General features: G+C 65.3%; 21 protein-coding genes. 10 read left to right on the forward strand and 11 right to left on the reverse strand.

All coding sequences use genetic code 11. The annotated features are described in order from the left end of the window. Positions 1–179: 179 nt before the first annotated feature. The 4 genes from F0M17_RS15310 to F0M17_RS15325 are packed head-to-tail and all read left to right on the forward strand — an operon-like array spanning position 180 to position 4,944. Positions 180–890 (forward strand): ATP-binding cassette domain-containing protein, encoded by a 711-nt coding sequence (locus tag F0M17_RS15310; protein ID WP_149597463.1) that lies wholly within the window; start codon positions 180–182, stop codon positions 888–890. Continuing rightward, positions 887–1,561: an ATP-binding cassette domain-containing protein gene (locus F0M17_RS15315; protein WP_149597464.1), complete on the forward strand. Its 675-nt coding sequence runs from the start codon at positions 887–889 to the stop codon at positions 1,559–1,561. The genes F0M17_RS15310 and F0M17_RS15315 overlap by 4 nt, the downstream gene beginning before the upstream one ends. A 42-nt stretch (positions 1,562–1,603) precedes the next feature. Continuing rightward, a complete protein-coding gene (locus F0M17_RS15320) occupies positions 1,604–3,124 on the forward strand; it encodes an ABC transporter substrate-binding protein (RefSeq protein ID WP_149597465.1) in 1,521 nt (506 codons plus the stop codon). A gap of 14 nt (positions 3,125–3,138) precedes the next feature. Continuing rightward, entirely contained in the window at positions 3,139–4,944 is a 1,806-nt protein-coding gene (locus tag F0M17_RS15325) for an ABC transporter permease subunit (RefSeq protein WP_149597466.1), read from the forward strand. A 9-nt stretch (positions 4,945–4,953) separates the two neighbouring features. Here F0M17_RS15325 and F0M17_RS15330 read toward each other — a convergent pair whose 3' ends face one another. Genes F0M17_RS15330 through arsB form a run of 3 tightly spaced genes read right to left on the reverse strand, consistent with a single transcriptional unit; the run spans position 4,954 to position 7,913 of the window. Further along, positions 4,954–6,390, reverse strand: coding sequence for an FAD-dependent oxidoreductase (locus F0M17_RS15330; RefSeq protein WP_149597467.1), 1,437 nt, complete (start codon positions 6,388–6,390; stop codon positions 4,954–4,956). Positions 6,391–6,432: 42 nt separating this feature from the next. Next, positions 6,433–6,846 (reverse strand): arsenate reductase ArsC, encoded by a 414-nt coding sequence (locus tag F0M17_RS15335; RefSeq protein ID WP_066142401.1) that lies wholly within the window; start codon positions 6,844–6,846, stop codon positions 6,433–6,435. An 11-nt stretch (positions 6,847–6,857) separates the two neighbouring features. Then, on the reverse strand, positions 6,858–7,913 hold the full coding sequence (gene arsB, locus F0M17_RS15340) for an ACR3 family arsenite efflux transporter (protein ID WP_256370182.1): 1,056 nt from the start codon (positions 7,911–7,913) through the stop codon (positions 6,858–6,860). Positions 7,914–8,069: 156 nt separating this feature from the next. On the opposite strand from arsB, the gene F0M17_RS15345 reads away from it, so the two are divergent. Then, on the forward strand, positions 8,070–8,444 hold the full coding sequence (locus tag F0M17_RS15345) for a metalloregulator ArsR/SmtB family transcription factor (RefSeq protein ID WP_128469487.1): 375 nt from the start codon (positions 8,070–8,072) through the stop codon (positions 8,442–8,444). A gap of 45 nt (positions 8,445–8,489) precedes the next feature. Here the strand turns inward: F0M17_RS15345 and F0M17_RS15350 are convergent, their stop codons facing one another. Both F0M17_RS15350 and F0M17_RS15355 read right to left on the reverse strand, forming a co-directional pair. Continuing rightward, a complete protein-coding gene (locus tag F0M17_RS15350) occupies positions 8,490–8,705 on the reverse strand; it encodes a CDGSH iron-sulfur domain-containing protein (protein ID WP_038992980.1) in 216 nt (71 codons plus the stop codon). Beyond that, positions 8,702–9,742, reverse strand: coding sequence for an iron-containing redox enzyme family protein (locus tag F0M17_RS15355; protein WP_168202038.1), 1,041 nt, complete (start codon positions 9,740–9,742; stop codon positions 8,702–8,704). Before F0M17_RS15355 ends, F0M17_RS15350 begins: the two co-directional genes overlap by 4 nt. Positions 9,743–10,073: 331 nt before the next feature. On the opposite strand from F0M17_RS15355, the gene F0M17_RS15360 reads away from it, so the two are divergent. Both F0M17_RS15360 and F0M17_RS15365 read left to right on the forward strand, forming a co-directional pair. Further along, positions 10,074–10,508: a hypothetical protein gene (locus tag F0M17_RS15360; protein ID WP_073707246.1), complete on the forward strand. Its 435-nt coding sequence runs from the start codon at positions 10,074–10,076 to the stop codon at positions 10,506–10,508. 228 nt (positions 10,509–10,736) lie between these two features. Beyond that, positions 10,737–11,957: a CynX/NimT family MFS transporter gene (locus F0M17_RS15365; RefSeq protein WP_246857080.1), complete on the forward strand. Its 1,221-nt coding sequence runs from the start codon at positions 10,737–10,739 to the stop codon at positions 11,955–11,957. Positions 11,958–12,045: 88 nt separating this feature from the next. Here F0M17_RS15365 and F0M17_RS15370 read toward each other — a convergent pair whose 3' ends face one another. Both F0M17_RS15370 and F0M17_RS15375 read right to left on the reverse strand, forming a co-directional pair. Beyond that, a complete protein-coding gene (locus tag F0M17_RS15370) occupies positions 12,046–13,089 on the reverse strand; it encodes a hemolysin family protein (RefSeq protein WP_073707019.1) in 1,044 nt (347 codons plus the stop codon). Further along, positions 13,086–14,432 (reverse strand): hemolysin family protein, encoded by a 1,347-nt coding sequence (locus F0M17_RS15375; protein WP_128469491.1) that lies wholly within the window; start codon positions 14,430–14,432, stop codon positions 13,086–13,088. Before F0M17_RS15375 ends, F0M17_RS15370 begins: the two co-directional genes overlap by 4 nt. 350 nt (positions 14,433–14,782) lie before the next feature. Between F0M17_RS15375 and F0M17_RS15380 the strand changes: the two genes are divergently transcribed. Beyond that, positions 14,783–16,012, forward strand: coding sequence for a glutaminase (locus F0M17_RS15380; RefSeq protein WP_149597469.1), 1,230 nt, complete (start codon positions 14,783–14,785; stop codon positions 16,010–16,012). A gap of 10 nt (positions 16,013–16,022) precedes the next feature. Here the strand turns inward: F0M17_RS15380 and F0M17_RS15385 are convergent, their stop codons facing one another. Continuing rightward, positions 16,023–17,909, reverse strand: a complete 1,887-nt coding sequence (locus F0M17_RS15385) for a glycerophosphoryl diester phosphodiesterase membrane domain-containing protein (RefSeq protein ID WP_168202039.1) — start codon at positions 17,907–17,909, stop codon at positions 16,023–16,025. A gap of 284 nt (positions 17,910–18,193) precedes the next feature. Between F0M17_RS15385 and F0M17_RS15390 the strand changes: the two genes are divergently transcribed. Further along, on the forward strand, positions 18,194–19,360 hold the full coding sequence (locus F0M17_RS15390) for a hypothetical protein (RefSeq protein ID WP_149597471.1): 1,167 nt from the start codon (positions 18,194–18,196) through the stop codon (positions 19,358–19,360). A gap of 247 nt (positions 19,361–19,607) precedes the next feature. Here F0M17_RS15390 and F0M17_RS15395 read toward each other — a convergent pair whose 3' ends face one another. After that, positions 19,608–20,102, reverse strand: a complete 495-nt coding sequence (locus tag F0M17_RS15395; RefSeq protein WP_246857081.1) for a pyridoxamine 5'-phosphate oxidase family protein — start codon at positions 20,100–20,102, stop codon at positions 19,608–19,610. 612 nt (positions 20,103–20,714) lie between these two features. On the opposite strand from F0M17_RS15395, the gene F0M17_RS15400 reads away from it, so the two are divergent. Then, positions 20,715–20,975, forward strand: a complete 261-nt coding sequence (locus tag F0M17_RS15400; RefSeq protein WP_066142438.1) for a GlsB/YeaQ/YmgE family stress response membrane protein — start codon at positions 20,715–20,717, stop codon at positions 20,973–20,975. Positions 20,976–21,063: 88 nt separating this feature from the next. Here the strand turns inward: F0M17_RS15400 and F0M17_RS15405 are convergent, their stop codons facing one another. Both F0M17_RS15405 and F0M17_RS15410 read right to left on the reverse strand, forming a co-directional pair. After that, entirely contained in the window at positions 21,064–21,363 is a 300-nt protein-coding gene (locus F0M17_RS15405) for a hypothetical protein (protein WP_149597472.1), read from the reverse strand. Between the two features lie 247 nt (positions 21,364–21,610). Then, positions 21,611–22,159, reverse strand: a complete 549-nt coding sequence (locus tag F0M17_RS15410; RefSeq protein WP_073707025.1) for a MarR family winged helix-turn-helix transcriptional regulator — start codon at positions 22,157–22,159, stop codon at positions 21,611–21,613. Positions 22,160–22,239 lie beyond the last annotated feature (80 nt).

Here is a 22,239-nt window from a genome sequence, read left to right on the forward strand (position 1 = left end):
AACAGCTCCTGGGTTATCGGGGTGCATTTCAACTAGTTCGTAAACTCCAGTCAAACATCATCCCAACATTTTTGCGCTTCTCAAACCCGTCGGCACCTATCCCACCGCATTCCCAGCCGCTTACGCCGGTTCGGGTGATTTGCCTCGCCGCAAAAGCTTAAGTGATAATGATTCTCATTATGACTTATGTGAATTCCCCATCGGCCGGCCAGCCTGGCGCCCAGCAGCCGCCTGCTCCGGTGTTCCGCCTGCGCAACGCACGCCTGGGACTGCGCGCGGAGAACCGCGCTCTGCTGGAAATCGAGGAGTTCACGCTTCTTCCCGGCGAGCGCGTGGTCATCACCGGCCCCTCGGGTGCTGGCAAGTCGCTGCTGCTGTCCATGATCACCGGACACTGGGCACCCGAATTGGAATTCTCCGGCACCCGCATTGCCGGCTCGCCCCGCATTGGCTGCATACCGCAACGCGGCCAAGATGCCCTGCACCCCCTGCTGCCGCTGGGACGGCAGCTGCGCAAGGCCACCGGCGCCAGCGCGCAGCAGGTTGCCAGCACGCTGGACGCCGTGGGACTTGGTGATCCGTCATTGCTCGCACGGCGTCCCGCTGAATTATCCGGAGGGCAGGCGCAACGCGCCGCCATAGCGCTGGCAGTGCTCAGCGAGGCCCCGGTGATCATTGCCGATGAACCAACCAGCGCACTTGATGACCGCTCCCGCGATCTGGTCCTCGACCTGCTGGGTACGGTCCTGGATGAACGGCAGGCTCTGGTGCTGTCCACCCATGACGCGGCCGCAGCCCGGGCACTGGCCACCCGGCACCTCGTTCTGGACTCCGGAAAGATCGCCAGTGCCAGTGCGAGCGCACCGCGCGGGGAACGAGTTCCAGCTTGAGCATCCCCGCACTGGAAGCATCCAACCTCAGCGCACGGCGCGGGCACGGCGAAGCCCGCCGCCTGGTCCTGGATCCCATTGGATTCACGCTGGCCCGCGGCGAAGCCGTGGCCATCACCGGGCCCTCCGGCGCCGGCAAATCCACCCTGGCCGACATCGTGCTGGGCCTGGGGCTGCCGGACTCCGGGGAAATCCGGGTGCTGGGCGAGCCGTGGAGCGCACCGAAACGCAGCCGTGCGGCGGCACGCCGCCGGCTGGTCCAGGGCGTGCCGCAGGATCCCGCCGCCGCCTTCGTGCCGCGCTGGAGCATCCGCACCTCGCTGCAGCACGCCATCACCCGGCTGCTCCCCTCCGCCCACCCGGCAACGCTCATTACCGAGGCCGCCGAGCTGGCCCAGTTCGACCCCGGGCTGCTGGACCGCCGTCCGCATCAGCTCTCCGGCGGGCAGCTGCAGAGGGCCGCGCTGGCCCGCGCCGTGGCGGTGAAGCCGTGCGTGCTCGTGGCTGATGAACCGACCAGCGCCCTGGATCCTGGCACCGCCCAGGCCGTTGCCGGCCAGCTGCTTTCCACCGCCGCAGCTTCAGGCATTGCCCTGCTGCTGATCACCCATGACCCGCAGCTGGCGGCGTGCTGCGCGCGCACCATCAGCATCCAACCGCCCGCCCAATAAGCCACCTGACCGCTCCCCTTATCTTCCAAGGACACCGCACCCATGAATCGACTCCGCAAGAAAACACTGGCCTTGCTCGCCATCCCGCTGGCCGGGACGCTGGCCCTCAGCGGCTGCTTCTCCGCGGCGGCCGAGCAGGCCGGCAGCACCGGCCGCATCTCCGTGGCCCACATGCAGCCTCCCCGCTCCGGGCTCAGCCCGCTGAGCGATGACGCGTTCAAGCTCTCGCGCTGGTCCACCGCCGAAACCCTGGTCACCCTCAATGAGTCCGGGGATGCCCAGCCGGCCTTGGCGACCAGCTGGGAACGCATCGATGACCTGGTTTGGGAATTCTCCATCCGGGAGGGCGTCACGTTCCATAACGGGCAGCCGCTGGGCGCTGCGTCGGTGGCGAACTCCCTGCAGCGGGCCATCGATTCCACCCCGGTGCCGCGCATCCTGAACGGCACCGCGCTGGACGTCGAGGTGCTCGGGGAGCACGGGCTGCGGATCACCACCGCGAATCCCGACCCGCTGCTGCCCCAGCGGCTCTCCAGCCCGCAGCTGGCCATCTTCGCGCCCGAGGCCTACACCGACAGCGGGGTTGACCCGGCAGGCCACGGCACCGGCCCGTTCCAGATCACTGGGGTAGACGGGATGTCCGGGGCCACGCTGGATCGCTACGAGGATTATTGGGGCGACAAGGCCGCGGCTGCCGGCATCGACGTGAAGTTCGTGCCCGATGGCACCGCGCGCACCGCCGCGCTGCGCACCGGGGAAGCGGATATCGTCGAGGCCATCCCGGCCGGCCAGGCCGCCTCGGTGGACCAGGAGCTGCTCACCGAAGTGCCGATGCCGCGCACCAATACGCTGTACCTGAACACCGCCAAGGGTCCCTTCGCCGACCCGGCGGTACGCGCCGCGGCCCGCGAAGCCATTGACCGGGCCGCCATCATCCAATCCGTGTACGAGAACCGGGCGGACCGCGCCGACGGCCTGCTCGGCCCGGCCCTGCCCTACGCCGCCGGGCTGCGCGAAACGGAAGAATACCGGCAGCTGCTGGCCCAGCGCGCCGAACCCGCGAAGGTCCAGGACGTGGAAATCACCCTGGGCACCTTCACCGACCGCGCCGAACTGCCAGAGGTTGCGGTGATCCTCCAGCAGCAGCTGGAAGCCGCCGGATTCATCGTGAAGCAGGATGTGCGCGAGTACCAGTACATCGAAGCCGATGCGCTGGACGGGGCCTTCGATGCCTTCATCCTCTCCCGCGCCACCGTGCTCGATTCCGGGGACCCGGTGGCGTACTTCGCCTCGGACTTCACCTGCGAGGGCGGCTTCGCCATCGCCCAGCTCTGCGACAAGGACGTGGAGCAGGCCATCGACCGGGCCGCGCAAACCGATGCCGGGGAGCAGCGCCAGCAGCAGATCATGCTCGCCGAGGCCCGCATCCTGGGCACCGACGCGGCCATCCCGCTGCTGCACGAACGGGTGATCCAGGGCGAGAGCCCTGCCGTGCACGGCGCCGCGCAGGATCCGCGCGAACGCGAGCTGGTCACCGCGCAGACCCGCCTGGGCACCGAGTAGGGGCCGGGCTGCCGATGAACTGGTTCTCCCGCCACTGGCGGCGCGGCGCCTGGGCGTCCTTCGCCTCCTGCCTGCTCAGCGCGCTGGCGCTGCTGCTGGTGGCTGGCGCCCTGCCCTGGCTTTCGCGCACCGATCCGGCCGCGGCGGTGCTCCGTGCCCGCTATGCCGAACTGGAACCCACCGCACAGGCGCTGGCCGCCGTGCGCGCGCAGCTGGCCCTTGACCGCGGACCGCTGGCCACCAGCTGGCACTGGTGGTCCGGGGTGCTGCACGGGGATCTGGGCAGCTCCTGGGTCAGCGGGGCGCCGATCGCACCCGGAGCCTGGCGGGCCCTGTCGGTCTCCGCCACGCTCACCGCCTTCGCCGTCCTGGTGGCACTGGCCGTGGCCTTGCTACTGGTGCTGCCGGCGGCGTTGCGCGTGCTGCGCAACCAGCGGCAGACCGGGTCCGGTCCGCTGGGCGTGGCGCTGACCTCGTTGCCGGAATTCCTGCTGGCCAGCATGCTGCTGGTGCTGGTAGCGGTGCAGCTGCAATGGCTGCCGCCCTATGGGTGGACCGGGCTGGAAACCGCAATCCTGCCCGCGCTGGCGCTGGGCATCCCGGCCGGCGGGTTGCTGGGCCGGCTGCTGGCAGATGCCATTGCCGCGGTGGCCGGCGAACGCTGGGTCGGGATCTGGCACCTTGCCGGGGCGCCGGCGCCGGCCATCCTTTCCGGGGTGCTGCGCCGGGCCGCGGCCGCGATCATCGACCAGCTTGGCCTGGCGTTCATCGGATTGCTCGGCGGCGCGGTGGCCGTGGAGCAGGTCTTCGCGATCCCCGGGCTCGGCCGCTACCTGCTCGGGGCCGCCAATGCGCAGGACATTCCCGCCCTGCAGGCAGGCCTGCTGCTGATGGCGGTCTCGGCCGTGCTGATCGGGGCGCTCACCGCGGCGGCTCGGGGCGCATTGCGCGGAGGCGCCCTGCCGCCCGGGTCGCTGCCGGTCCCGCCCGAGGCCCGCGGCACCGGCAGGATCCAGCGCTGGACCGCGGGCATCACCTGCGCCGCACTGCTGGCCATCCTGGCTTCCGGGTTGCCGCGCGATCCCTATGCCATTGCATTCGGGCGGCTGCAGGCCCCGGAACCGGGCCTGCCTTTCGGCGCGGATGCCAGCGGAAGGGATCTGCTGGCACGGGTAGCCCACGGAACCCTGGGCACGGTGGGCCCGGCACTGCTGATCGTGGCCGGCGCGATCCTGCTCGGCCTGCTGCTGGCGGCGGCCGGCGAGATCTCGCGCGGGCCGGCGGTGATTGCCAATGCGACGCCGCCGATTCTTGCCGGGGTGGTTATCGCGGCCCTGATGGGCCCGTCGGTGGGCGGTGCCGCGCTGGCCGTGCTCTGGGTGAGCTGGCCTCCGCTGGCCACCCATGCGGCCTCGCTGCTTGATGAGGCGCGGGCCATGCCGCATATCCGCTGGCTTCCGCTCTCGCGGGTGCCGCGGAGCAGGATCTGGATCCAGCATTTGCTGCCGGCGGTGATTCCCGCATTGCTGCGGCACGGGATGCTGCGGCTGCCCGGGGTGGCTTTGGCCTTGGCTGCCCTGGGATTCCTCGGGCTCGGGGCGCAACCGCCCACCCCGGAGTGGGGTCTGCTGCTGGCCGAAGGCATCGGCTATGTCGAGCGGGCTCCGTTCACAGCCATCGCCCCGGCTGCCGCACTGGTGCTGACCTCCGTGTGCGCGGTGGCAGTGGCAGGGATTCCGGCGCCGCGGCGTGCCGGTTCCCGCGGCCCTTCGAAGAAGCTGGAGGCGCAGTCCGGGAGCTCCCAGGTGCCGGTGAGCTGAACGGCGGGACTACCGTCCCGCCGCCAGTTCGCTATTGCCGTGCAGCGTTCCGGTGGACAGCCCAAGGCTCACCGGCTGCGGCGAACTGCAGCAGCCGCTGGATTCGGCAGGCTCGGCCGGTTCCGTTCCGCAGTAGTTTTCGCTGGCCGGAGCGTCGCAGGAGCCGCCCAGGTCCGTTGAGCAAACACCTGTTTCCGGCAGCTCCAGCTCCACCCGGCCGGCCGCCTCCGCATCACCGGAGAGGGCGGCGGCAATGGAGCGCACCTGCTCGTAGCCGGTAGCCATCAAGAACGTCGGGGCCCGCCCATAGCTCTTCATGCCAACGATGTAGAAGTCCTTTTCCGGGTGCGCCAGTTCCTTGGCGCCGTGCGCGCTGACCGTTCCGCAGCTGTGGAACTCCGGATCGATCAAGGGACCGAGCTGGCGCGGGGCCTCGACGCATTCGTCCAGCTCCAGGCGCAGTTCGGAAAGCATCTGCAGATCGGGGCGGAAACCGGTGGCGGCGATAATGCGGTCAACGGCCAGCTTGCGGCCATCAGCCAGCACGACTGCCAGCTGCTCCCCTGCGTTCATCGACGCGACGGAGACATTCTCCAGCAGTTCCACGTGGCCGTTTTCCACCAGCCGGCGCAGCGAGGTGCCCAGCTGGCCCCGGGCCGGAAGCTGGTCGGCCGCTCCGCCGCCGTAGATCCGGATCGGGTTGGCGTCCCCGCGCAGGCCCCAGCGGATGCGGGTATCAGGGTACTGCTTCTGCAACCGGCCCAGGGCAATGATGGTGTTCGCCGCCGAATGCCCGGCGCCGAGCACCAGCAGGTCCTTTCCTGCCAGCTGTTGCTCATCAGCGCCCAGTGGATCGGGAAGCCCGCCGGTGATGAAACCCTGCTCACGCGCTTCGGCTTCGCCAATCGCCTCGATGCCGCCCCGGCCAACCGGGCTTGGCTGGTTCCAAGTGCCGCTGGCGTCAACTACGGCGCGGCCGAGCAGATCCACCAGGCCGCCAGGGGTTTCGGTGCGCACCAAAAACGGTGCGTCGTCGCGGTTCGCGGTGCGGGCCTTGTCGGCGCCGCGGCCGTCGGCCAGCACGCGGCTGATCTTCACCACGCGGTGGCCGTAGCGGATGCGCGGTGCCAGTTCCGGGTGGGCTGCCAGCGGCTGCAGGTACTCGCTGACCAGTTCCGCACCGGTGGGCAGCTTGGTGATACGCGGCGCTTCCCAATCCCCGGCATATCCTTCGCTGGGGGTTTCCAGCAGCCGTCGGGACGCGGCATCGATATTGAAGCGCCATGGGGAGAAAAGCTTGATATGGGACCACTGGGCAATGGCGGCGCCGGCGCTGTCCCCGGCTTCCAGGACGAGCACGTCCTGCCCGCGCTCGCGCAGGTTGGCTGCGGTGGCCAGCCCGATGGGACCGGCGCCGATGACGATCACTGGAAGGTTCTGGTTCATGGATTTCTCCTTTGCTGCTGGAATCCGGGTGGCGGGTGCCGCTTAGCTGGCTGGCAGCAATTCGGCGATGAGCTGCTCTATCCGGGTGCGGATTTCATCGCGGATCGGGCGCACACCGTCGATGCCCTGGCCTGCAGGGTCCTCCAGCTTCCAGTCCTCATAGCGCTTGCCCGGGAAGAATGGACATGCGTCCCCGCAGCCCATGGTGATCACCACATCGGAGTCCTGCACCGCTTCAGTGGTCAGCACCTTGGGAATTTCCGCCGACATGTCGATGCCGACTTCCTTCATGGCCTCGACCGCCGCCGGGTTAACCGAATCAGCGGGAGCCGAGCCGGCCGAGCGGACCTCGATCCGCCCTTCGGACAGGTGGGAGAGGAAGGCAGCGGCCATCTGGGAGCGTCCGGCGTTGTGCACGCAGACAAAGAGAACTGAAGGCTTCTCGGTTGCAGTCATGGTTATTTTCCTCAGGCAGAAGTTGTGACGGTGCTGGATGCGGGGAAGAATTTCCGGGCCCACAGGGCCACGTAGACCAAGGCGACCAGGATCGGCACCTCGATCAGCGGGCCGACCACCCCGGCCAGGGCCTGTCCGCTGCTGGCGCCGAAGGTGGCGATGGCCACCGCAATGGCCAGCTCGAAGTTGTTCCCTGCCGCGGTGAAGGCCAAGGTGGTGGTGCGCGGGTACCCCAGCTTCAGCCAGTGGCCAATGAGCATGCCGGCGCCGAAGACCACCACGAAGTAGACCAGCAGCGGGATCGCCATGCGCAGCACATCCAGCGGCTTGGAGATGATCTTGTCCCCCTGCAGCGCGAAGAGCAGGACAATGGTGAACAGCAATCCGTACAGCGCCCACGGGCCGATCTTCGGCAGGAATTTGCCCTCGTACCAGTCGCGGCCCTTGGCCTTTTCGCCCAGCGTGCGGGTCAGGTAGCCGGCCACCAGCGGGATGCCCAGGAAGACCAGCACCGAGGCGGTGATCGCGGCAATGGAGAATTGCGCGCTGGTGGTTTCCAGTCCCAGCCAGGAAGGCAGCACCTGCAGGTAGAACCAGCCCAGGGCACCGAAGGCGATGACCTGGAATACCGAGTTGATGGCCACCAGCACGGCGGCCGCTTCGCGGTCCCCGCAGGCCAGGTCATTCCAGATGAACACCATGGCGATGCAGCGGGCCAGCCCCACGATGATCAGCCCGGTGCGGTATTCCGGCAGGTCGGCCAGGAAGATCCAGGCCAGCACGAACATGAATGCCGGGGCGAGGATCCAGTTGATCACCAGCGAGGTGACCATCAGTTTCTTGTCGGCCAGCACGCGGCCGGTTTCGTTGTAGCGCACCTTGGCCAGCACCGGGTACATCATGACCAGCAGGCCGATGGCGATGGGCACCGACACCCCGGCCACGGTGAAGCGGTCCAGCAAGGCGCCGAGCTGCGGGAAGATACGGCCCAGGCCCAGGCCGACGGCCATGGCGAGCAGGATCCACAAGGCCAGGTAGCGGTCCAGGAAGGAAAGTTTGGCCGCCACGGGGGCCGTGTCTAGCGCAGGGGCAGGTGCCACTGAATCATCACTCCAAGAATTGACATCGACGATTATCGATGTTTTGAGTATGATGAAACATATCGACGTTTGTCAATCTCTGGCGCCGGCCAAGACGCCAAGACAAGAAAAGAGCCGAGGTCCATGAGCACAGCCACCGCGAATCCTGCCGACGGCACCTGCACCGCGCCGGCTGCCGATGCCTGCTGCGTGCCATCCCCCGGGGAGGCAATCCTGAGCGCCGAGGAAGCCGAACTGCTGGCACTGCGATTCAAGGCGCTGAGCGACCCCAACCGCCTGCGCATCCTGTCCATCGTCTCCAGCAGCGTGTCTGCCGAAACCTGCGTCTGCGACCTGCCCGAGCCGCTGGGCCTCAAGCAGCCCACCGTCTCGCACCATTTGAAGATCCTGGTGGATGCCGGGATCCTGCACCGCGAGAAGCGCGGGGTCTGGGCCTACTTCTCCGTGGTCCCCGGCGCCTTGGAATCCCTGGGCGCCAGCTTGGCGCCTAAGCCCTAGGCGGGTTTGCCACGCGGCCCTTGCTTGCAGGCACGGGCGAGTGCCCTATTTCGGGCGCTCGAACTTCATGAGCTTGTGCGTGCCATCGCAAAAGGGCTTGATGGCGGAGCCCCCGCAGCGGCATAGCGCTACGGGCCCTTGCCGGGCTTCGATGGATTGCCCTTCGGCATCAACGATTTCAAAATCTCCCCTGAGCAGCAATGGTCCCTGCGGGCACACTGTAATGGTGGCCGCTTCCGAGGCGCAGTCCCCGCCGCTCATGCGACTGCCCCAGCTCCGGCCCCGGCCCCGGCAAGCAACGCCGAGCTGCCAGCTTCCCACGCGTCCAGATACTGTGCGCCGGCCAACGCGTCAACGGCCGCCGCGGCTTGGGCTCCGAACAGTATGCCGGGGACCAGCTCCGGTTCGTCTTCGGCCAGTCCCCCGGCCAGGTCGCGGCCAGCGATCTGCTCATGGACCGCATCAGCTTCCACATGCTCATCGAAGTAATCGGTGACCGCGGATCCATAGCCCAGGCGCCGGAAGCCGCGGGCATAAGCCGCCTGGGGTATCGAGGAAGTCATCTCGTACAGCGCCAAGTGCCCAGTGATGGCTCCCCGATGGCGCCGGTGCATGCCGAAGAACGAAATCATGTTGACCGCCGCCAGCGTCACCGCCGGAATGCGGTCGATGTAGGCGCCGAAGTCATCACGCAGGCCCATCCCCCTCATCGTCTGCCTGAACAGCTCGCTATGCATTCGAGGCAGATGCCCATTTCCGTATTCATCGGCCTGGATCTCCACCATTGCAGCTTTTGCACGTCCCTGGAGTTTCGGGATCGCCCAGGTGTGCGGGTCAGCTTCCTTCAGCTGGTAGATCGACTTCAGAATCAAGAATTCGCGGGCCTGGGCGGCATTGGCCTTGCGCTGGATGAATTTCGATACTGACGGCCCCGCTTCACTCGCAGCGAGCGCGAACAGGGCTTGGGCCACCTCGGAGGAGCTGGGTTCCACGCTTGGAACCGGGCCTGCAGCCTCGCGAAGTGCTTGCTCGAAAGCCTCCTCGATCTGGGCCCGAAGCGAAATCAGCCCAGGGTTCCATTCCCAGCGATCATCGACGCCTGCGAATCCCCGATAGTGCAGCTCATAGAGCATGAAAAGGCTCAATTGCAGGTCCCCGTCGTCAAGCACATCCGAAGCCGAAGCCAACCGTCCCGTCGCGACCGTTGCCAGGTAGGCTGCGTGTTCTCCCGAGGGATTGCACAGCAACGCGTTGGCCAGCTCTCGGGACAGGTCTCCGCGGGGTACGGGCAAATGCATGACGCTCCTTCGGTGTCGCTGGTTGCATAGCCGGCAATAGCGGCTTGAGGATGATCGTGCCAGCATCCCCCGGATATCACCACCATTAGGAGGAAAGGCCAAGGTAAGCCGCCAAGGCAGGCAATCAATTGGACTCTGCGACCTAGTCGGGTGCGGCTGCGCTCCGCGGAATTCGTGTCTACCTGCTTGTCATGAGGTATTCTCAGAAGAACACTCCACGATGATCACCGAGCGCCAATGGCGAAACCCGGGGATCCCTCGGCTTCGCGCCACAGGGTTTCGTGGGCGGTCCCCTTTCGGAGAGCTGCCATCAGCGGAGGATTATATGAACATGCCCGAACGCCGTATTCGCGCCATGCAACGCGTCGAAGAACTTTTGCATTGCCCTGAGGCAAGAACCCTTCTCACCTCGTACGGCTGGTTCGAGGGGACGCCGGTGGTATTCGCCCAATACGCCGATCCAGTAGATGAAGTCATGGGCTTCGTATCGGTCCATGGACGGGCAGTGCTCATGGTTGTCGATGACGGCCAAACCGATGAGCTGCAGCTATGGCACATCACGGTGCCCAGCCCGCTTTTTCCGAAAGTTCCGCCACTGCCAGCAGGAACCACAATCAGCGAACTGTGCAACATGCACCGCACGGAGAAATTGATGCCGTTTCGCGTAGCTTTTTGGTCCCATAGCGCGGCACTCCACGAAATTCCCTGCTTTGTCCGCAACGACAGGCCTGTCCAGGCAACCCGGTCGACGACTGACATCGGCTAGCTCGGCGGGCCAGCCCGGACCGCCATCGGAGCACTCCCCTCCCGCCACGCGCCAGCCTGATTGCTGATTCCGCCCCGGGCTACCGGGTCCAGGCCGGAACGCCCTGCACGGTCATTCCCGTTCAATGACACGAATGCCCGTTCGCTGCCCTGCCCGTGCCACAATCCGAAGTGGAGAGTTACGCCCGGAACCAGCCGGCGCGCCCGAGGCAAGGAGGCATCGGCAGCAGTGCAAGCCAACATGGAGCAGGTCCAGCAGCGGACCAACGCGGCCTGGATCATCATCGTGGCCTCCGGGGTCGTGGCAGGCCTGCACATCTGGAAGCTCGCCCCGGCGCTGACCGTGATCCAGGACGAACTGGGGTTCTCGCTGATCTTCTCCGGCGTCCTGCTGGGCGTGGTCCAGGTGGCCGGCATGGCCGGCGGCCTGGCCGTTTCCCTGCTTTCGGAAGTCATCTCCCAGCGCCGCACGTTGATCCTCGGCTTGCTGCTGCTGGTGCTGGGCAGCACGCTGGGCGCCTTATCCCCCAGCGCGCCGCTGCTGCTGGCCACCCGCATCCTGGAAGGCGCGGGTGTCATCATGGCCACCGTCATGGGGCCCGGACTCGTGCGCCTGCATGCCCCGATCAGGAACCTGAACATGGCCGTGGGGTGGTGGGCCGCCTACATGGGCATGGCCACCTTCATCGGCGTCTTCTCCACCGCACTGGTGCTCCAGCACCTGTCTTGGCACCTGTGGTGGGGCCTGCTCGCCTTCATCACCCTGCTGCCCATTCCGCTGATACTGAAGTTCGTGGCAGCGGACAGGCCCTCGGGTTCAGCGGCCCTGCGCGAAGCTGCCCGGCGCATTGCCATCACCGCCCGGGCACCGCGCGTGTGGATCAGCGGGCTGATTTTCGGCTGCTATACGGTGCAATGGATGGCAGTAGTGGGGTTCCTGCCCACGATCTACGAGGAATTCGGCCTGGATCCGGTGGCCGGTGGATTGGCCTCAGCCGTGATCGGCGGGCTGAATGCGGTGGGCGCGATCATCTGCGGCGGGCTGCTCCAGCGCGGGGTCAACGGGCGCACCCTGCTGCTTACCGGCTTCGCCCTGATGTCGCTGACCTCCATCCTGACCTTCGCCATCGACTACCCTACGGAGCTGCTGCTGATCCAGATGGTCTGCGTCGGCTTCTTCTCGCTGGCCGGGGCCACCATCCCGACCACCATGACCCGCGTGGTGGTCGACCTGGCACCGCCCGGCGGCTCGGCGCCGGCGTCGATGGGGTTGACCCAGCAGATCTTCAATATCGGCAATTTCACCGGCCCGATGCTGCTGGCCGCCACGGCGACACTGACCGGAGGCTGGAATGCCACCTGGTGGCTGACCACGTTCTTCGCACTGCTCGGAGCGGCGCTGACGCTGGTGCTTTCGCGCCGGAATTCGCCGTTCGCCACAACGCGCTGACGCCCTCTACCAGCAAGGGGCTGGAGGCTGAACGGTTTCCCGTCCTGCCTCCAGCCCCATTTCCCTGCATTCTTTCTGCGTTGCGCCGCTAGTGCGCGCTGCGGTGCTCGTCCCTGATCTGGCCGACCAGCTCGGCAAGCATGTCCTCCAAGGTCACCATGCCGGTGACCTTTCCGGTTCCGCCCTCGCGCACCAGCGCCAAGTGGGCACCGGAGAGCTGCATTTCCTGCAGTGCGGTGCGCACGCTTTGCTGCGGGGCGAAGGACGGCAGCTCGCGGATGCCGCTGGGCTGCAGCGGGCGCTCGCGGGTTTGCGCATCGGCACCCAGCACGTCCTTCACGTGCACATAGCCCACTGGAGTGCCATCGGCCTGCACCAGCGGGAAGCGGGAGAAGCCATGCGCGGCCGCCGCCTCGATGCCGGCCACCGTGCAATCCACCGGCAGGGTCTGCACCTCATCGAAGCTGATCGCCACCGACTCGATGCTGCGCGCATCGAAGTGCAGGGCGCCCATCAGCAGCTGCTCGTCCTGCTCATCCAGGACACCGCCCTCGCGGGATTCGGCCACCATGGAGGAAACCTCGTCGCGGGTGAACGTGCTGGCCACCTCGTTCTTCGGGGCCACCCCGAAGATCCGCAGGACCAGGTTGCCCATGGCGTTCATCAGCCACAGCACCGGGCGCAGGATCTTCACCAGCACCACCATGCTCGGGCCCAGGATCAGCGCCATGCGTTCCGGACCGGCCAGGGCCATGTTCTTCGGCACCATCTCGGCGAGCACCACGTGCAGGTAGGTCACCACGATCAGCGCAATCGCGTAGGACAGCGCATCGATCATGCCCTCCGGAATCCCGATGGCCTCGAAGGGACCTGCTACCGCGTACTTCACCAGCGGCTTGGTGACGTAGCCCAGTGCCAGCGAGCACACGGTGATGCCCAGCTGGGCGCCGGCCATCACCAGCGAGACGTTCTCGATGGCCCACAGGGTCAGCTTGGCGCTGCGGCTGCCGGCCAGCGCCTTGGGCTCGATGATGCTTCGGCGCGCAGAGATCAGCGCGAACTCGGCGCCGACAAAGTAGAAGTTCGCCGCAAGCAGCAGGACCGTCACAAGAATTCCGATAAGATCGCTCATCGCCCGGCCTCTTCCTCATCAAGTTCGGACACTTCCACGTCAACGATCGCGATCCGCTGCTCATCGGTGGCGTGGATGGTGAATACCAGCTGCTTGTCCGGCCCGCCGGGAACGCCGGGCACCACGAGGGTGACCACGTCGCCGACCTGGCCGAAGCGTCCCAGCTGCACGGTCAGCAACCCGGCCAAGGTCTCGTAGTCCGAGTCCTCGGGGATCTGGCAGCCCAGCAGCTCGCTGGCTTCATCCGGTCGCAGCGCCGCATCCAGCCGCCAGGCATTCTCCGAGAGAACCTGGACGCTGGAGTCCTGCGGGTCATGCTCATCGCGCACTTCGCCGACAATCTCTTCCACGAGGTCTTCGAGGGTCAGCATGCCGGCGACGTCGCCGGTCTCGTCGATCAGCACCGCCAGTTGCATGCCGCCGCTGCGCAGCTGGTCCATCAGCTCGTCGAGCTCGATGGTGTCCGGGACCAGCAGTGCATCCTGGGCGTAGTCCCCCACCGCGGTGTGCGCGCGCTGCTCGAAAGGCACGGCGAGCAAGGCGCGGATATGCACCAGTCCCAGCACCCGGTGGCCGTCCTCGGCCACCAGCGGGAAGCGCGAATGGCCGGTTTGCGCGGCCAGCTGCAGCACGTCTTCCACGCTCTGCTGCGCGGTCACGGTGGCCATCCGCGAACGGGCGGTCATCACGTCGTGGCCACGGCGGTTGCCGAAGGCCACGGTGCGGCGCAGCATCTCCGCGGTTTCCGAGGGCAGCACGCCTTCGCGGGCGGAGTGCCCCACCAGCGCGACGAGTTCCTCGGCGGAGCGGGTGGAGGCCAGTTCTTCCTGGGGCTCGATGCCGAATCGGCGGACAATCCAGTTGGCGTTGCCGTTGAAGAATGAGAGGAAAGGCTTGGTGACGGTGCTGAAGCCGCGCTGGAAGCCCACCACCGCCTTGGCGGTGGCAAAGGGCTTGGCAATGGCCAGGTTCTTGGGGACCAGCTCGCCGAAGACCATGGTCAGGATCGTGGCCAGCACCAGCGCGATGGCAACGGAGACCGTGCGGGCCAGGGCCGCGTCGAGGCCTGCATCCTGCAGCGGGCCCACCACGAGGGCGGCGATGGCGGGCTCGGCCAGGAAGCCGATGCCGAGGTTGGTCAGGGTGATGCCCAGCTGGGCACCTGAAAGCTGGGTGGACAGGGTGCTCATGCCCTTGAGCACGCCTTGGGCGCGGCGGTCGCCATCGGCGGCGGCCTGCTTGACTTGATTTCGGTTAACCGTGATCAACGCGAATTCCGCGGCTACGAAGAGCCCGCATCCGAGAATGAGGAGCACGGCCAAAGCCAGAGAAATCCATTCCATTATCTGCACCCCCTGTCCTTCGAAGCCTGGCCGGCAATCCTGCCGGGCAGAGGGCTGGAACTATGAGATCTACTGTCGCCTGAAGCGTCCATCATTCCCTTCCGATCGGAGTATCTTCCTCCGATCTGCTGTGTTCCAATAATTGTCCAGCATGCTGCTGCCCATTTTGCTTGAAAGTTCCATTTGTTTGCCAGATCCCGGCCTCCGCATAGCAATTTCACAAGATTGCGGCGCATCCGATTCCCGGTTCAGCAAAGAGAACACCGCGCAACCCGCCTCGGGCGGCTAGATTGGAGTCAGCACCGGTACCGCTGGAGCTGACGTCCGATTCGATCTTGAGGATTGCACCCATGCAGAATCCGATTCCCGATTACCTGCGCGAAGTGCTCGACGCGTTGCGCGATGACACCAGCGGCGAGCGCGCCGGCTACATTCCCGAGCTGGCCGAAGCCAATCCCGACTATTTCGCCTTGGCCGTGACCACCGCCATGGGCAGCACCTACACCGCCGGGGATGCAGGCATCGAGTTCACCATCCAGTCGATTTCCAAGCCCTTCGCCTACGCCGCGGCCATCATGGACCGCGGCCTGGAGCAGGTTCTGGAGCGCATCGGGGTGGAGCCCTCGGGCGAAGCCTTCAACGAGCTGTCGCTGGAGGCTAGCACAAACCGGCCGAAGAACCCGATGATCAATGCCGGGGCCATCGCCGCCCACGGGCTGCTGGTCGGTGCCGACGCCACCGGCGAGCAGCGGGTCGCCCGGGCGCTTGAGCTGTTCTCGGCACTGGCCGGACGGCAGCTGCGCATCGACGAGGCGGTCTTCAACTCGGAGCTGGGCACCGCCGACCACAACCTGTCCATGGCCCATATGCTGCGCAAGCACGGGATCATTGCCGATGACCCGCATGAGGTGGTGGCCGGCTACACCCGGCAGTGCTCCATCTTGGTCACCGTGGCCGACCTGTCGGCGATGGCCGCCACCCTGGCCAACGGCGGGGTGCAGCCGTGCACGCACGAGCGGATCATGGATGAGGACACGGCCCGGCAGGTCATGTCGGTGATGGCGGTGGCCGGCATGTATGACGGAGCCGGCGACTGGCTGACCCGGGTCGGGATTCCTGCAAAGAGCGGGGTGGCCGGCGGGCTGGTGGGCGTGCTGCCGAACCAGGTGGGCATCGGCGCCTTCTCGCCTCGGCTGGATCCGCACGGCAACAGCCAGCGGTCGCGGCGGGCCTTCGAACGGCTGTCCACGGATATGGGCATGCACCTGCTGGCCCCGAGCCATGGACGGCTCGATGTCATCGATGTGCGGCGCGGGGGCACCCGCGAGACGTTCACCTTGCAGGGCAATGTGCAGTTCACCGCCGCCGCCGAGCTGCTCGACCTGTTCGCCGAATCGGATTTCGACGGGCCGGTGCACGTGGATATCTCCCGGGTGTTCTCCTTCACCGACGTGGCCCGCATGACCCTGGAGGGGCTGCGCCGGCTGCGCAATGAGGGGCGCCGGGTGTTCTTGCATGATCCGCTGCAGTCCCTGGCAGATCCGGATCTGGGTGATGGCACCTACCCGGAGACACCCTGAGCAGCGGAGGCTAGCGGAAGATGTCCAAGTAGGCCAGCGTGGAGCCTACGCGGTAGTCCGCGGCCGGGTGGTTGGCCACCAGGTAGCGGTCGCGGATGGCCAGCTCGACGTTGTCGGTGACGATGCCGTCCACGCCGGCGCCCAGCAGCTCGCGGATGGTCGACTCGTCGTTCACCGTCCAGATATGCACCTCGCGGTCCAGCGCATGGGCCTGGGCCAGGAACTCGCGGGTGAAGGAGGCCTGCTCCAGCGTGTAGAAGTCGGCCTTCGTCTTCGGCAGTCCGCCCATGCTCATCGCCACGGTCAGCCCGACCCGCAACTCGGGTCGCCGTTGCTTGATTTCCTTGACCGCGCGGGGGTTCAGCGAATGGTAGATGTTCTCCGTGGCGGTTCCGGCGGCGGCGGCCTGCGCAAGGAAGCGCGTGAGATAGTCCTTGGATTCATGTCCGGTGACCTTCAGTTCCACGAGCACCTGGATGCCCAGCTGCTCGGCGCGCTGGAGATATTCCTGCATGGTGGGGATGCGCCCGGTGAAGCCGCCTTCGCGGACCGTGACCTTCCGGACTTCGGCCAGGGTCATCTCATGGATGTTCTGGTTCACCCCGGCCACCACCAGCAGGTTGGTGTCATGGCTGGCGACGAAATGCCCATCCGCGGTTTCCTGGAAATCAGCCTCGACGATATCGGCCTGATGCGCTGCCGCGGCGTCCAGTGCGGCCAGCGTGTTCTCCACCCCGCCGGCGGAATAGCCGCGGTGGGCCAGGATCTTGGCCTCCCCGGCTCCGGTTGCGGTCTGTCCCAGGGCCGGGGAGGCGGCAAGGCTGCCCGAAAGCACCAGTGCGGCGGCCGCGGATCCGGCCGCTGCCTTCAGCACGAGGGACTGAGCCCGGCGATGCCGTTGCGAGCGTTCCTGCAGGGTGACCGGCAACTGCAGGTGTTCGCGGCCCAGGGCCACCACGACCTGGATCGCCATCACGGTAGCGGCCCCGATCAGCAAAAAGCCCAGCGTGTGGCCCACGCCGATGCACAGGGTCGCCACCAGCGCCGAATCCTGCTCGCTAAGCAGCCCGGTGGCCAGATCCGAGATCCATACCAGCGCCTCGACCAGCAGCGAGGCGCATAAGGCGCTGGCACCCAGCGGGATCCCGATCAGCAGCAGGTAGCGCAGGCTGTTGCGGCGGGTGGCTTTCAGGCTGGCGCCCAGGGCGGCCAGCGGCTTCTTCGGGCCGACGGCCAGCAGCGGCAAGGTGAGCACCAGGCGGAGGTTGGCATAGATGATCGCGCCGATCATTAGCAGGTAGAGGGCCGTGCTCAACGGCGCCTTGAGGTATTCGCGGGTGATGAACGGCGGGATGCCCACACCTTGGATCAGCACGGACGACAGGCCCAGGCCGCCCAGCGGCAGGGCGAGGAAGAAGTACGCCATCATCAGCGGCGAGGGATAGGACAGCATCCGGCGCAGGCAGAAGGCGGTTTCGCGGCATATCGCCCGAAGATTGGGAGGCTGCCCGGATTGCTGGCGGTTGACCATCACTATCAGCGCCACGAACTGCACGCTCACCGCACCCAGTGCCAGCACCGCAATGGCAACCAGGAGCAGCACCGAGACCGGGTGGGCCAGCAGCGCGGTGTAGGTCCGGTCGGTGACGTTGCCCAGGTTGCTATTTTCCAGCGCCAGCCCGAAGAGGTACTTGATCGCGGGGATCACCAGCAGGCCGTTAACTGCCTGCAAAGTGGTGATCACCGCGAGGTAGCGGAGCACGCGCACGTGGCTGAGCTTCAGCACGCGCAGCAGGAAGCTGAAAATCTGCTTCAGGAAGGGCAACCCGCGGCCCGAGGGCAGCGCAGCGGCAGGAAAGTTCGCACTGTGCTTGCTCGATGGAATCCTGGGGGCCACTGCTTGATTTGCCTTTCCGTCCGCCGGGAACGCTTCGGCGGCTAATTGCAATTCTATCGCCGCCATCTTCCGTTCGCTGTGCGCCTGCTGGATGGAAGCTGAACGGCCAGGCCACCCTGCCTGCGGGAGCCGCCTCCCCTGCTGGCACCACCTGCGCGTAATCTTCCGCAGACCCATTGACCGCTAGCTCGATCTTCCCTACTGTGTGAACTAGATCACTGATATATCAATAAGATATTAATCAATATCCCCAGTCAACTAGAAGAAGGCAGGTCGGATTCAGCATGACAGACAGAACCGCAGTGCAACCGCTCGGAGCCAGCACCCGCAGGCTGAGCCCCAAGCGCGTCCTGACATTCGCGGGGGCAATTATTGCCTTCCTGATCGGATCCGGGTTCGCCACCGGCCAGGAAATCCTGCAGTACTTCACGTCCTACGGCTACTGGGGAATCTTCGGCACCGGCGCCCTGGTACTGGCGCTCATGTCCTACGTCATCATCGAGCTCTTCGTGGTGGGCCAAGCCAAGAAATTCGACAAGCCCTCGCAGATCTTCCACTACTACTGCGGGAAGCACCTGGGCAGCTTCTTCGACTACTTCTCGATTCTCTTCGTCTTCCTGAGCTTTGCCGTCATGGTCGCCGGCGCCGGCGCAGTGTTCGAGGAGCACTACGGACTCTCGCGCTTCATCGGCGGCGGCGCCCTGGCCATCGTGGTCGGTGCCAGCGTCTGGTTCGGCCTGCGCTCGCTGGTGGACATCATCGGCAAGATCGGCCCGCTCATTGTCGTGATTGCCATTGCCCTGGGCATCATGGGCATTGTCCGCGGCAGCGACGGCATCAGCGCGGGCAATGCGCTGCTGCCGGGCCTGGATGTCACCCAGGCTTCCAGCAACTGGGTGCTCTCCGCCCTGTCCTACGTCGGGTTCTGCATGCTGTGGTTGGCCGCGTTCCTGACTGCCTTGGGAAAGACGGCGCGCAGCCGCAAGGAAGCGGTCGCCGGGGGAAGCCTGGGCGCCATCGCCTTCTCGCTGGCATGCATCATCGTGGGCCTGGGCCTGCTGGCCAACATCACCAAGGTAGCCGGGACCGAGATCCCGATGCTGGTGCTGGCCACCGATATCAGCCCGGTGCTCGCCTCCGGAATCTCGGTGATGATCCTCGCTGGCATCTACACAACTGCGGTTCCGCTGTTGTGGACGGTCTCCTCGCGCTTCTTCGCGGACAACACTCCTCGATTCCGCTACAGCACCGTCGGCCTCGCGGTTCTTGGAACCGTCATCGGCCTGTTGGTGCCGTTCAGCCAGATGGTCAACGTGGTGTACGTGGTCAACGGCTATGTGGGCATCCTGCTGCTCGTGCTCATGCTGGTCAAGACCGCCACCCGCGCGTGCCGCGATAGGCTGGCGCCGGCAACCGGCCGCAATGCGAAAACTAGCCGAGATCTCCTCTAATGTTTCTTGGGGGACCTGGGCTCAATGAGATGCCTTGCAACCTACCGTTCACGTTTCCTGAATTGCCCCTCGGATACACTCCCCTGATACCCGGCGGGGTACATCCGGCATGAAGGTGCCCAACCGCAGATAGGTCGTCGAAAGCGAAAGACAGCCGTCCGCATAGCCGCAACATCATACAACGGCCAAGGGCACGCAAATCGCAGTTCATGCGAATTCCGCGCCCTTGTCGCTCACACCTTCACGGCTACAGATCTACGGTTGCCGAATCCCCGGGATGGGCGGCTTCTCCGGTTACCTTGCCCTTGACCCAACTGGCGGCCAGGCTCAGTACCCCGCCGGGGTTTTCCCAGTATTGCGCGGAGTCGGATTTCAGCTGGATGAGCACAACCTCCGGGGATTCGGGCTCCTGGCTGAAGAAGGCTGCCACCGCCGAATTCCACAGTTCCTTCTTCTTGGCAACGTCCGTGACCAGATTGGCCTTGCCGCTGAGCGACACCCAGAACTTGTCGTTCGAGAACGCGGCGTTAACTTCCTGGTCCTTGGAGACCTGCTCGGCAACATCCGAAGAAGCAGCAGTGAAGAACCACACGTCCGCGTCGTTGCCCACCTCGGTGACACTCAGCGGACGACTTTCCAACCCGTCCGGTCCATGAGTCGTTAGCATCGCAATCTTGATGTCCTTGATGGTTTCCACAAGCTTTTCCACTTCATCAATGTGTGCTGCTTTATCGTGCTCCACGGCAATCTCCCGTTCAACTTGTCCATCAGGTACACACGCCACGCTACCGGGCCCTTGGCACCGCGCAACGGACTTCCAGCGAAAACGCAGGTTCTCGTACCGGACCGGAACTTCTATCAGTCACTGGAACGGCGTCGAAAGCAGTAAGCTAGCCTCAACTCATGCTGAGGCATCAGACCAGGTGTAACTGTCAACGGCGTTGGTGCTTGCACGCAACACCCTCGAGGAACAGGGGCGAGCTGATTTTTCCCTCCATGCACCAGTGATCGTTCCCCCGGCATCGGCCACCTATCAAAGCATGCCTGCCAGGATTCTTCTTTATGAATCATTCTCAGGCTCACACAGTGCTTTTCTTTTCCGATAAAGCCAGATAGCGTCCTGCTAGCCCGGCAGCCGGGTCATGTTGCTCTTTTTGCAGCGTGAGGACTTTTGCCTCCCACCCTCTGAACGTGGTAGTACGCAATGGCGTTTTCGCCCCTATCGCATTCCCTCAGCCATCAGGAATCTTCCAGCAATCAGCCAGTGGCTCTTACTTGCGGGTAGCTTACGGGACAAGGGGCGAGTGTCGCCGACGACGAACAAGACCCGATACAAAATAATGGAGGAGAGCTCATGGGTATTTTAGGTTGGATCGTTCTGGGACTGATAGCCGGTGCTATTGCCAAGGCCATCAAACCCGGAGAGCAGGGTGGCGGATGGCTCGCTACTTTACTGCTGGGCATCGTCGGCGCGGTCGTAGGTGGCTGGATCGGCTCAGCCGTCTTCGGTGAAGGAGTGGATCAGTTCTGGTCCCTGTCCAGTTGGCTTCTGGCCATCGGCGGTTCGTTGATCGTACTGGTCATTTGGGGAGTGCTCACGCGAAAGCGTGCCTAACTGCACCCGCGGAGCAACGGTCCACCACGGAATCGCGGTGGACCGTTGCCGTGCGAGGAAGCGCATCTGGCATGCCTGCGCCGGATGTTCATTGACGAGAATCAGACTCGAAGTCCCGATCCCGAGCCGAATCGACCTCGGGGCCAGTGTCCGCTTCTTTGGTGGAAGACTCGCCCTGTTCGAGCTCGTCAGTACTGTGCTCGTGAATCGTCTCGCGCAGACCCTCGACTTCCGCAGCTCGCCCTTCCCAGTATTCCGGTTCCAAGCCGAAGCCATTGGCCGCCTCTTCGGCCATCCTCTTGAAACCATCTCGATGGTCCTCCAGAGCGTTATTCAGATCTTCGAACTCGTCATGGCTGACACTGACGTCAAGGTGCTTTCGTCGCATTTGCATCATCCTAACTTGTTAGACCGGCTAAATAATTTTGCTGCCCCCACCCTACGGCCCTGGGTTATCCATGGCAGTAGCCATAAGCTTTTCCCCAGAAACCCGGAAATGGGCTCTTTCGCGCATTTGGCACTCGCCCGATAAATGCCTTAGCCGACCAGCCAGGACCGCCCCGCGGCAAGGCTGGCAGTCAAGCCGGCAGCCACGCTGCGCACCATGGGCGAATCACATGCCCTGCGCCTTGTGCCTACCGCGAAGGCAGGGCGCTCTCCCTCACCGCGCCCCTCCCCGCGGACGGCCGGCTTGGCTCGTCATCGATCTCGACACTGCGGATCATAGCCTCCAGGAACTTGGCTGCCGCAACCCGCTCGTCCTCGGAGAGCGTGCCTACGGCATCCATCATCTGCTCATGCATCCGATGCAGCGTTCCACGAACTTCCGTATCACTGTAATCCGTGGGCACAATTCCCACAGACCGCCGATCCGCAGGATGCACAACACGCTCGGCATACCCATCGCGGCATAACCGGTCGATCAATACCGACACCGAAGCATTGGAGATCCCCAGTTCCTCAGCAAAATCCCGCTGGCGGGGAGTCACCCCTTTGCGGTGCGCGGAGAGCAGGAATCGCAGCGCGGACATATCGGTCTCGTTCATCCCCATCGAGCCGCGGGTCGCAGCTCGCATCCTACGCTCAGCCTCACGGTACCTGCGCATCAGATTCAACAAATCCACTGCCTCGGGCACCGAACCGCCCTCGCCATACCAATACCCGCTGGCTTGATAGCTGCTCATGAGAAGAACTCCTTCCGCCGGATACGAACGCCATGCCCGCAACCCCCGGGGCTTCCAATGCCCTTTTCCGCGAGGTCCAG

It is taken from the genome of Glutamicibacter sp. ZJUTW, from assembly GCF_008370855.1.
Lineage (GTDB): Bacteria > Actinomycetota > Actinomycetes > Actinomycetales > Micrococcaceae > Glutamicibacter > Glutamicibacter nicotianae.